11 protein-coding genes and 1 pseudogene are annotated in these 10,189 nt (G+C 65.9%); 10 read left to right on the forward strand and 2 right to left on the reverse strand.

Features of this window, described 5'->3' with window-relative positions; all coding sequences use genetic code 11:
- Positions 1–417: isochorismatase family protein (locus tag VML93_RS10055; RefSeq protein WP_325610157.1), on the forward strand; the 417-nt coding region annotated here is incomplete at its 5' end.
- Positions 417–1,220: a nuclear transport factor 2 family protein gene (locus tag VML93_RS10060; RefSeq protein WP_325610159.1), complete on the forward strand. Its 804-nt coding sequence runs from the start codon at positions 417–419 to the stop codon at positions 1,218–1,220. The genes VML93_RS10055 and VML93_RS10060, both read left to right, overlap by 1 nt.
- Positions 1,221–1,238: 18 nt before the next feature.
- Here VML93_RS10060 and VML93_RS10065 read toward each other — a convergent pair whose 3' ends face one another.
- Entirely contained in the window at positions 1,239–1,595 is a 357-nt protein-coding gene (locus tag VML93_RS10065) for a DoxX family protein (RefSeq protein ID WP_325610161.1), read from the reverse strand.
- Between the two features lie 79 nt (positions 1,596–1,674).
- Between VML93_RS10065 and VML93_RS10070 the strand changes: the two genes are divergently transcribed.
- The 5 genes from VML93_RS10070 to VML93_RS10090 are packed head-to-tail and all read left to right on the forward strand — an operon-like array spanning position 1,675 to position 6,866.
- Positions 1,675–2,637, forward strand: a complete 963-nt coding sequence (locus VML93_RS10070; RefSeq protein WP_325610163.1) for a sigma-70 family RNA polymerase sigma factor — start codon at positions 1,675–1,677, stop codon at positions 2,635–2,637.
- A gap of 29 nt (positions 2,638–2,666) precedes the next feature.
- Positions 2,667–3,992 carry a sugar ABC transporter substrate-binding protein gene (locus VML93_RS10075; RefSeq protein WP_325610164.1) on the forward strand — a complete coding sequence of 442 codons (1,326 nt, stop codon included), beginning with the start codon at positions 2,667–2,669 and terminating at the stop codon, positions 3,990–3,992.
- Positions 3,989–4,942, forward strand: coding sequence for a sugar ABC transporter permease (locus tag VML93_RS10080; RefSeq protein ID WP_325610166.1), 954 nt, complete (start codon positions 3,989–3,991; stop codon positions 4,940–4,942). Before VML93_RS10075 ends, VML93_RS10080 begins: the two co-directional genes overlap by 4 nt.
- Positions 4,943–4,955: 13 nt before the next feature.
- Complete coding sequence (locus VML93_RS10085) at positions 4,956–5,780, forward strand: carbohydrate ABC transporter permease (protein WP_414686322.1); 825 nt, start codon at positions 4,956–4,958, stop codon at positions 5,778–5,780.
- 3 nt (positions 5,781–5,783) lie between these two features.
- On the forward strand, positions 5,784–6,866 hold the full coding sequence (locus tag VML93_RS10090; RefSeq protein ID WP_325610170.1) for a sn-glycerol-3-phosphate ABC transporter ATP-binding protein UgpC: 1,083 nt from the start codon (positions 5,784–5,786) through the stop codon (positions 6,864–6,866).
- Between the two features lie 12 nt (positions 6,867–6,878).
- Here the strand turns inward: VML93_RS10090 and VML93_RS10095 are convergent, their stop codons facing one another.
- Positions 6,879–7,154, reverse strand: a complete 276-nt coding sequence (locus VML93_RS10095; protein WP_325610172.1) for a DUF3349 domain-containing protein — start codon at positions 7,152–7,154, stop codon at positions 6,879–6,881.
- Between the two features lie 152 nt (positions 7,155–7,306).
- Here VML93_RS10095 and VML93_RS10100 point away from each other — a divergent pair, with 152 nt between their 5' ends.
- The 3 genes and pseudogenes from VML93_RS10100 to VML93_RS10110 form a co-directional block, all read left to right on the forward strand.
- On the forward strand, positions 7,307–8,131 hold the full coding sequence (locus tag VML93_RS10100) for a DUF3097 family protein (RefSeq protein WP_325610176.1): 825 nt from the start codon (positions 7,307–7,309) through the stop codon (positions 8,129–8,131).
- Between the two features lie 98 nt (positions 8,132–8,229).
- Positions 8,230–9,894, forward strand: coding sequence for an iron uptake transporter permease EfeU (gene efeU, locus VML93_RS10105; protein WP_325610177.1), 1,665 nt, complete (start codon positions 8,230–8,232; stop codon positions 9,892–9,894).
- 37 nt (positions 9,895–9,931) lie between these two features.
- Positions 9,932–10,189: pseudogene (locus VML93_RS10110) on the forward strand (peptidase M75); the annotation flags it as partial.

Raw genomic sequence — 10,189 nt, forward strand, 5'->3', positions numbered from 1 at the left:
GACTTCCACATCGACCCGGGCGGCCATTTCTCCGACCGGCCGGACGACTCGTCGTCGTGGCCTCCGCACTGCATCGCCGAAAGCCCAGGCGCGGAGTTTCATCCCGTCCTCGACACCGGCCCCATCGAGGCGGTGTTCCGCAAGGGCGCCTACGCCGCGGCGTACAGCGGCTTCGAGGGCGTCGACGAGAACGGGACCCCGCTGCTGGAATGGCTGCGGCAGCGTGGCGTCGACGAGGTCGATGTGGTCGGCCTGGCCACCGACTACTGCGTGCGGCGGACCGCCGAGGACGCCGCGCGCGCCGGCCTGGTCACCCGGGTACTGCTGAACCTGACCGCGGGCGTGTCGGCTGACACCACGGAAGAAGCGCTGGCGGAGATGCGTAGCGCCAGCATCGAGTTGATCGGAAGTCGCTGATGGCCTCACCGAAGAAGAAGCGGGACGAGCTGCTGGCCGCCGTCGAGCGCTCTCCGCAAGCGTTCACGGTGCATGACCGCGATGGCTGGGTCGGTGTGTTCACCGCCGACGCCCGGATTGAAGATCCGGTAGGTTCGCAGCCGCACGTGGGCTATGACCAGATCTACCGGTTCTACGACACATTCATCGGTCCGCGCGACATCAAGTTCCACCGCGATCTGGACATCGTCTTGGGTCAAACCGTGCTGCGCGATCTCGAACTCGAGATCGCCATGGGTTCGGGCGTCACGATGTTCGTTCCCGCCTTCTTGCGCTACGACCTCCGAGACGTCGCCGGAGAGTGGAAGGTTGCCCAGCTGCGGGCGTATTGGGAGTTGCCGGCAATGGTGGTGCAGTTTCTGCGGTCCGGACCGAGCGCGGTGAGCCCCGCACTGAAACTTTCCCGCGCGCTGCTCGGCAATCAGGGGCTGCGCGGCACCGCGGGTTTCGTGACCGGCTTTCGCCGGGCGGGTGCGCGTCACAAGAAGCTGGTCGAGACATTCCTGGACGCCGTCGCGCGAGGAGACAAGTCCGCCGCACTGCGCACGCTGTCCGCCACGGCCACAATAACTTTGGGTGACGACGACCCGTTCGACATCGCCGAACTCATCGAGCAACTCAACGGCGCCAGCTGGAGCAAGATCAACGGCGCGGGATCCACGGTCACGGTCGGCCTCAACTCGAATCACGGGCGCGGCGTCATGTTCGCCGACCTGCCGTGGCGGGGCAACGCAATCAACCAGATCCGGTACTTCCCGGCCTGATCGCGGGCCGGCCACCGGTCAATGCGCGACCATCAGCGCCAGCGAGGCTGTCGACAGCAGCAAGTAGGCGCCCGGGAAGGCGATGTTGTAAAGAACACGGGCTCTGAGGTGCGTGACGACAGCGCCGACGAAGAACACGACCAGGCCGGCGGCGGCCGCAATTCCCAACGCCGGCAAGCCAAGGAGCCCGATCACCAGTCCGGCGGCCCCGGCGAATTTCGCCGCCCCCAGCGCCGGTAACCACGACCGCGGCACACCGACCTCGGCCGAGTTGGCCAGCACGAATCCGGCGGGAATGAAATCGGCTATGGCAATTGCTGCGGTGACGGTCGCGGTGGTCGCGGTGATCGCGACGAAGACGGTGTCTATGGTCATGAGTGTTGGTCTCCTCTGCAAGGGGTGCTGGGTGGATGTGGTCGTCTCCTTGACGACTCCCGCGCAGGAAAGGTGACCCATGGCCGCACCAAAGGATCTCGGTGAGCTGGCGCGCCAATTCGACGCCGACCGGCGACACCTGAGGTCGGTTGCTTATCAACTGCTCGGCTCGGCAGCCGACGCCGACGACGTCGTGCAATCGGCGTGGCTGAAGGCCAGCCGCTCGGACTTCGGCTCCGTCGAGAATTTGACCGGCTGGTTCACCACGATCACCGCACACGAGGCGGTCGACCAGCTCAGGGCGCGCAAGCGCCGGGCCGAGTGGCCGCTGGCCGGCCCCGACGAACTGGACCGGCTGTCCGGGACAGCGTCCGCGCCGGCGGACGAGGACGCGCTGCTGGCGGACTCGGTCAGTCGCGCGCTTCTCGTCGTTCTCGACCGGCTTTCACCCGCGCAGCGCGTCGCTTTCGTGTTGCACGACGTGTTCGCGTTGCCGTTCGAGACGATCGCCGGTCTGTTGGACCGGTCGCCTGCCGCGGCGAAGAAGCTCGCCACCCGGGCCCGTGGCCGAGTGCATGCGCCCTCGGCGGCACGCACGCCGCGTACCGCCAAGCACGTCGAGATCGTGCAGGCGTTTCTGGCAGCCTCCCGCGGCGGCGATATGGTCACGCTGCTCAACTTGTTGGCTCCCGATGTGGTCCGCAGGGTCGACCGCGCCCTGGTTCCCGCCGATGTGCCGACCGAGCTGCGCGGGGCCAGGGACGTTGCGGAGGAGACCCGGCGATTCACCCATCGCGCGCAACTCGGTGCCGTGGTGCTCATCGACGGAATCCCGGGCATTGCGATCGCTTCCGAAGGGCGCCCCCAGACGCTGTTGCGGATCGGCTTCGCAGCCGACGACCGAATCCAGACGATCGACATCACCGGCGACACGCAGCTGGCTGTTCTCGCGCTGCCGAACTGGCCAGATCCGGCGCCCGGGGCGCTCTCCAGGCAGACCACAGTCCCATCGGGTACCAAGGACTCAGACGCTGGCGGGTAGACAGGCGACGGGCCAGGATCGGGAGCAGCATGTTCGACAAACGGTTCGGCCGGCGCAGCCTGCTGCGGGGGGCCGGTGCGCTCACCGCGGCGTCTGTGGCGCCCTGGGCCGCCGGCTGCGCTCCCGACGACGACGCGTTGACCTTTTTCTTCGCGGCCAATCCGGACGAAGCCGCCGCGCGGATGCGCATCGTCGACGAATTCCGGCGCCGCCATCCCGACATCAAGGTTCGGCCGGTGTTGTCCGGGCCGGGGGTGATGCAGCAGCTGTCCACGTTCTGCGCCGGCGGCAGGTGCCCGGATGTGCTGATGGCCTGGGATCTGACCTACTCCGAACTCGCCGAGCGCGGCGTCTTGCTGGACCTGAACACCTTGTTGGCGCAGGACAAGGCTTTCGCCGCGCAACTGAAGTCGGACAGTATCGGGGCGCTGTACGACACTTTCACCTTCAACGGCAGCCAGTACGCACTGCCCGAGCAATGGTCCGGAAACTACCTGTTCTACAACAAGCAGCTTTTCGCGCAGGCCGGGATGAAACCCCCACCCTCGACCTGGCAACAGCCGTGGAGCTACGCCGAATTCCTGGACGCTGCCACCGCTCTCACGAAGCGGGACGGATCCGGGCGCGCCTCGCAGTGGGGGTTCGTCAACATGTGGTTTTCGTATTATTCGGCCGGGTTGTTCGCGATGAACAACGGCGTGCCCTGGGCCACTCCGCTGAAGAACCCGACCCATTTCAATTTCGACAACGAGGCGTTTCAGGACGCGGTGCAGTTCTACGCTGACCTCGCCAACAAGCACAAGGTCGCTCCCAACGCCTCTGAGGTGCAGTCGATGTCCACACCGGATCTGTTCGCGTCGGGCAAGGCAGCGATCGCGATGGGCGGGCACTGGCGCTACCAGACCTTGATCCGCGCCGATGACCTCGACTTCGATGTCGCGACGCTGCCAACGGGCCCGTCGCTGCCGAAAGGACACGCCGCCTGCTCCAACATCGGAACCACCGGGCTGGCGATCGCCTCCAGCAGCAAGCGCAAGGACCAGGCGTGGGAATTCGTCAAGTTCGCGACCGGCCCGGTCGGTCAAGCGCTGAACGGTGCATCCGCCCTGTTCGTACCCGTGCTCCGGTCAGCGATCACTTCGCCGGGATTCGCCCAGGCCCACCGCCGAATCGGCAACCTCGGCGTGCTCACCGACGGACCGGCCAACTCAGACGGTCTGCCGGTCACCCCGGCGTGGGAAAAGGTCGTCGCTCTGATCGACCGCAGTTTCGGGCCCGTCCTGCGTGGCTCCCAGCCGGCGACGGCGCTGACCGGGTTGTCGCACGCCGTCGACGAAGTGCTGCGTAACCCATGACATCGACCGACGCGGCGACCGCCCCGACGCCCGCAACGATCAGCTCCAAGAGGCGCTCGTCACGCCGACGGGCGTGGGCCGGCCGCATGTTCGTCGCACCGAACCTGGCCGCGGTCGCGGTGTTCATGCTGTTTCCACTGGGGTTCTCGCTCTACATGAGCTTTCAGCGGTGGGACGTGTTCAGCCCGCCAAAGTTTGTGGGTCTGAAGAATTTCGGGGATCTCTTCACGTCTGATCCGCTATTTCTGATCGCCCTGCGAAACACCGTGATTCTGACCGTCGGAACCGTCGTACCGACCATCGTCATCAGTCTCGTCGTAGCCGGCGTGCTGAACCGTGCAGTCCGGGGCATCGGGATCTTTCGGACCATCGTGTTTATGCCACTGGCCATTTCGTCGGTGGTGATGGCGGTGGTGTGGCAGTTCGTCTTCAACACCGACAACGGCTTGCTCAACATCATGCTCGGGTGGATCGGCATCGACCCGGTCCCGTGGCTGGTCGACCCGCACTGGGCCAAGGTCGCGCTCTGCATCGTCAGCGTGTGGCGCAGCGTGCCCTTTGCCACGGTCATCTTGCTGGCCGCGATGCAGGGGGTTCCGGAGACGGTGTACGAGGCCGCCAAGATCGACGGCGCCGGCGAGATCCGGCAATTCTTCTCCATCACCGTGCCGCTGATCCGCGGTGCGCTGTCGTTCGTGGTGGTGATATCGATCATCCACTCGTTCCAGGGATTTGACCTCGTCTATGTTCTCAACGGGCCGAACGGCGGACCGGAGACCTCGACCTACGTGCTTGGCATCATGTTGTTCCAGCATGCGTTCTCGTTCCTCGAGTTCGGCTACGCGTCCGCGCTGGCGTGGCTGATGTTCGCCATCTTGCTGGTGTTGACCGTGCTGCAGTTGCGACTGACCCGACGGCGCTCCTGGGAGGCTTCTCGTGGGCTCAGCTGAGCGTCCCGAACGCGTGTTGAAGCGCGCCGTCCTGCGCAGCGTCGTGGTGTACACCGCGCTGGTCGGGATCGCATGGTGCGCGCTGTTCCCCATCGCCTGGGCGGTCTCGGGCTCGTTGAAAAGGGAAGGCGAGATCAGCGAGCCGAAGTTGTTCCCGGCCCACCCGCGGTGGTCCAACTACACCGAGGTCTTCGGGTTGATGCCTTTCTGGCGAATGTTTTTCAACACCGTGCTGTATGCCGGCTGCGTCACCGCCGGGCAGGTCTTCTTCTGCTCGCTGGCCGGATATGCCTTTGCGCGACTGGATTTCCGCGGCCGGGACACGCTGTTCGTCCTGTACCTGGGCACGCTGATGGTGCCGTCGACGGTGACCGTGATACCGCAGTTCATCCTGATGCGGACCGTGGGGTGGGTCGATACGCCGTGGGCGATGATCGTGCCGGGCTTGTTCGGTAGCGCCTTCGGCACCTACCTGATGCGGCAATTCTTCCGCACCCTGCCGACCGATCTCGAGGAGGCGGCCATTCTCGACGGTTGCTCGCCGTGGCAGATCTACTGGCGGATCCTGCTGCCGCACGCCAGGCCCGCGGTGATGGTGCTCGCGGTGCTGACCTGGGTCAACGTCTGGAACGAATTCCTTTGGCCGCTACTGATGATCCAGCGCAACAGCCTGGCCACGCTGACCCTCGGGTTGGTTCGCATGCGAGGCGAATACGTTGCCCGGTGGCCGGTCATCATGGCGTGTTCGATCCTGATCATGGTGCCGCTGGTGCTCATCTACGCGCTCGCGCAGCGTTCCTTTGTCCGGGGTATCGCCGTCACCGGTCTGGGCGGGTAACCCATGGCATCGGTGAGTTTCCAGCAAGCGACCCGGCAGTTCCCGGGCACCGACCGGCCCGCCCTGGATCGCCTCGACCTCGAGGTCGGGGACGGTGAATTCGTCGTTCTGGTGGGACCATCCGGGTGCGGCAAGACGACCTCGCTGCGGATGGTGGCGGGACTGGAGACCCTGGATTCCGGCGCCATCCGAATCGGAGAACGCGACGTCACCAATGTCGACCCCAAGGACCGCGACGTGGCGATGGTCTTTCAAAACTACGCTCTGTACCCGCACATGACGGTCGCGCAGAACATGGGCTTCGCACTGAAAATCGCGAAAAGCTCGAAGGCCGAAATCCGCGACCGGGTATTGGCTGCCGCGAAACTGCTTGACCTGCAGCCATATCTGGATCGCAAGCCCAAAGAACTCTCCGGCGGGCAACGTCAGCGGGTCGCGATGGGGCGCGCGATCGTACGCCGTCCCCAGGTATTCCTGATGGACGAGCCGCTGTCGAATCTCGACGCCAAGCTGCGGGTGCAAACCCGAAACCAGATCGCGGCATTGCAACGCCAACTCGGCACCACCACCGTGTACGTGACCCACGACCAGGTCGAAGCCATGACAATGGGAGACCGCGTTGCGGTGCTGTGCGACGGCGTGCTGCAGCAGTGCGCCGCGCCGCGCGAGCTTTACCGCAATCCCGACAATGTGTTCGTCGCCGGATTCATCGGGTCCCCGGCGATGAACCTGTTCACCCTCCCGATCACCGATTCCTCTGTCTCGCTGGGGGATTGGCTGATCCATGTGCCACGCGAGATCTCCGACTCGGCGGCCGAGATCGTCGTCGGTGTCCGCCCCGAGCACTTCGAGCTGGGCAGCCTCGGCGTCGAGATGGAGGTCGACGTGGTCGAAGAGCTCGGGGCAGACGCCTACCTGTATGGCCGAATCACGGCCTCCGGCAAGGAAATCAGCCAAGCCGTAATCAGCCAAGCCGTCGTCGCGCGCGCCGACGGGCGTAACCCGCCCGAAAAAGGCAGCCGGGTGCGCCTACATCCCGAACCGGGGCAAGTGCATTTCTTCGGCGTGGACGGTCGCCGGATTTAGTGAACGGACGCGCTACACAGGCGCTTGAAGTCGACGTTGGACGCGCTGGACGTCATCTGGGGATGGCATCTCGTTGGTGACGCGGGTGATCGCCACCCCGATGTCGACGTTGCTGACCGGACGACGTCGGCGCAAGCCGAATCTGTTTGTGATCGTGGCGATCTCATCGTCGGTGACACGTCGGCGCGCCAGAGCGGCCAACGGCAGGTAGCCGGTCGCGGGCATACCGGTGGGGTAGCCGGCGCGCAGGAATGCGACGACCCTCGCCACACCATTTGACAAGCCCACGGGCTTCAAGGTATCAGCGCCGAGGTGGTCTGGCGGCCAAAACGGGGATGTAATAACGCATTTTTTACATATCCGTTGTGTCGCAGCGGCTATCAGCTGATCCTGCGGCGCGCCGTAACAAGGTTTTTCGCAAGGCTTCCTAATATTGCCGAGTGCAGGATCGCTATGGAGCCGACGTTCTCGCCCCCGGGAGACGTAAGCCGCGCTCGACCGAACACCCCGTTGAAATCGGCATGGTTGTCGAGGACGTACAGACCGGCTACGTCGGCGCCGTGGTCCGCGTCGAATACGGCCGGATCTACCTGGAGGACCGGCATGGCCACACCCGTGGCTTTCCCCTGGGCCCCGGCTATCTGCTGGACGGTCGCCCGGTGATCCTGACCGCACCGCGCCGTGCGGCGCGTGCTGCCAAGGGTCGGACGGCGTCCGGCTCGGTCGTGGTGGCGGGCGCCCGTGCGCGGGTGGCCCGCGCCAGCAGGATCTACGTCGAGGGCCGTCACGACGCCGAACTCGTCGCGCAGGTCTGGGGTGAGGACCTGCGCATCGAAGGTGTCGTCGTGGAGCATCTCGGTGGCGTGGACGACCTGGCCGACATCGTGGCCGACTTCGGCCCCGGTCCGGGGCGCCGGCTCGGGGTCCTCGTCGACCACCTCGTCGCGGGGTCCAAGGAGCAGCGGATCGCCGATGCGGTGCGCCGCGGGCCGGGCGGCGCGGACACTCTGGTCGTCGGTCACCCCTATGTGGACATATGGCAGGCCGTGAAGCCGCGGCGGCTCGGTTTGAAAGCCTGGCCGGATGTGCCGCGGCAGATCGAATGGAAGCGCGGCGCCTGCCAGGCACTCGGCATGCCGCATGCCAACCAGGCCGACATCGCCAGGGCCTGGCGGCACATCCGTTCCCGGGTGCGCGACTGGAACGACCTGGAGCCCGAGCTGATCGGTCGGGTCGAAGAGCTCATCGACTTCGTCACCACGTAGGACGAGCAGACGCAAAAGCACCCATTTCGTGCCGAAATGTGGTGCATTTGCGTCTGCTCGCGGGGACGCCACAGTTAGTTAGGCTATGCTAACTATCGTTGTCCCGTTCCCGGGGACAGGAAATCGGGTGCATCCTGCAGGGCGTATTCATCGGCACATTCCTGATTGGCCTGCGCGAAGGCCTGGAAGCGACGCTCATCGTGAGCATCGTCGGAGCCTTCCTCAAGCGCAATGGCCAATCGGCTCGACCGATGTTTGCTGGGGTCGCGTTGGCAGTCCTGATCAGCATCGCGGTTGGCGTCGGGTTGAATGTGCTGCAGGCCAGCCTGCCGCAGACCCGGCAAGAGATGATGGAGACGGTCATCGGCGCCATCGCCGTGGCGTTCGTGACGTCCATGATCATCTGGATGAACCGCAACGCCGCCCGGCTCAAGGGTGAACTCGAACGCGAGGCGCAACGGGCACTCAACCGGGGTGGTTCGCTGGCGCTGGTCGCGATGGCGTTTCTCGCCGTCCTCAAGGAGGGTTTCGAGACGTCGGTGTTCCTGCTGGCAGCCGCTCAAACGTCGCACGGCAGCCGCTGGTTCGCCGTGCTCGGCGGGGCGACCGGGATCGCGGCGTCGATTGCGGTCGGCGTCGGCCTGTACTTCGGCGGGTTGAAACTCAACCTCGGCCGCTTCTTCCGCATCACCGGCGTGTTTCTGGTGCTGATCGCCGCAGGATTGGTGCTGGGCGCGCTGCGTACCGCGCACGAGGCCGGCTGGGTCACCATCGGCCAGCAGCAGGTGTTCGACTTTTCCTCCTGGATGCCCGGCAAGTCGGTGCAGGGCGCGCTGATCACCGGGCTGTTCGGGATACCCGCCGATCCGCGGCTCGTCGAAGTCCTCGGTTGGCTGCTCTACACGGTGCCCGTGCTCGTCGTCTTCTTGTGGCCGTCCCGCCTGGTGGCGGCGCCGCGAAGCCGACGCCGACTGCTGGCCGCCGCAGCGGCGGGCCTTCTCGTCGCCGCGGCGGCGTTGGCGATCTTCCTGCCGGCCGGTGGCCCGGCTTCTGGTCCGCGCACCCGCACCGTGACCGACCGAGCCGGCCACCCGGCTACCGTGTCGCTGGCCGCCAGTCCCGGCGGACGACTGCTGACCTTCGCTCCGCAGAGCGGATCGGATGCCCGAACCGTCGAGCTGGCCTCGGCCGGCAATGAAACCGTTGACGGTGTGCCGGTGCGCGTGTGGCGGACGACGCTGCCCGCAGACCCCGGCCCCGGCTCCGCCACGGTCACGCTGGAGCAGTTGTCGGACCTGACCGGAGGGCGGCTGCCGGTGGGGGTGTCGCTCGCCCGGACCCCAGGCCCGTTCCAGGCGCGATGGGCCGCGACCACCGTCTACACCGTGTTCACTCAGGAAGATTCGGTGGTGAGTGCGCAAGCGGCCAGCAACCGCACCGCGATACTGAGCGGCGGTGGGCTGACCGCGCCCAAGACCGTCAGCATCGGCGGATTTCCCACCGACTGGTCCACCGCCAGTGCCGAAGACCACTCGACGGCGGCGCAACTCGCCAGCGGTGCGCGCGAGCGCGCCGAGCGGCAGCCATGGAAAATTTGGCTTCCGTTGGTGCTAGCGGCTTTTGCGGTAGCCTGCGCCGGTTGCGTTGTAGCTTCCTGGCGCGGCGGCCGCTCAGGTACCGAACACGGCGAAGAGGAGAGGAAGAGCGCACCTTATGGCGAAGCCCACCAGCCGGGCAAGGCTTCGATCTCCCAGGTCTCTTGACGCGTCGGCGACCGCACTCGGCGTGATAGCGGTCGGGGTGCTGGCGCTTGCCGCATGCGGCCATTCGGCCCCCGCCGGGAAGGCCGGTACGAATGCGGTCAAGGTGACCATGGCCAACAACGGCGGGAAAGACGGCTGCGCACTGGACGTCACGAGCGTCCCGGCCGGGCCGGTCACCTTCACGGTGGTCAATACCAGCGCCCCGGGCATCACCGAAATGGAGTTGCTCAGAGAGCAACGCATCGTCGGCGAGAAAGAAAACCTCGCGCCCGGATTGGATCCGGTGTCGTTCACG

Source organism: Mycobacterium sp. (assembly GCF_035499775.1).
Classification (GTDB): domain Bacteria; phylum Actinomycetota; class Actinomycetes; order Mycobacteriales; family Mycobacteriaceae; genus Mycobacterium.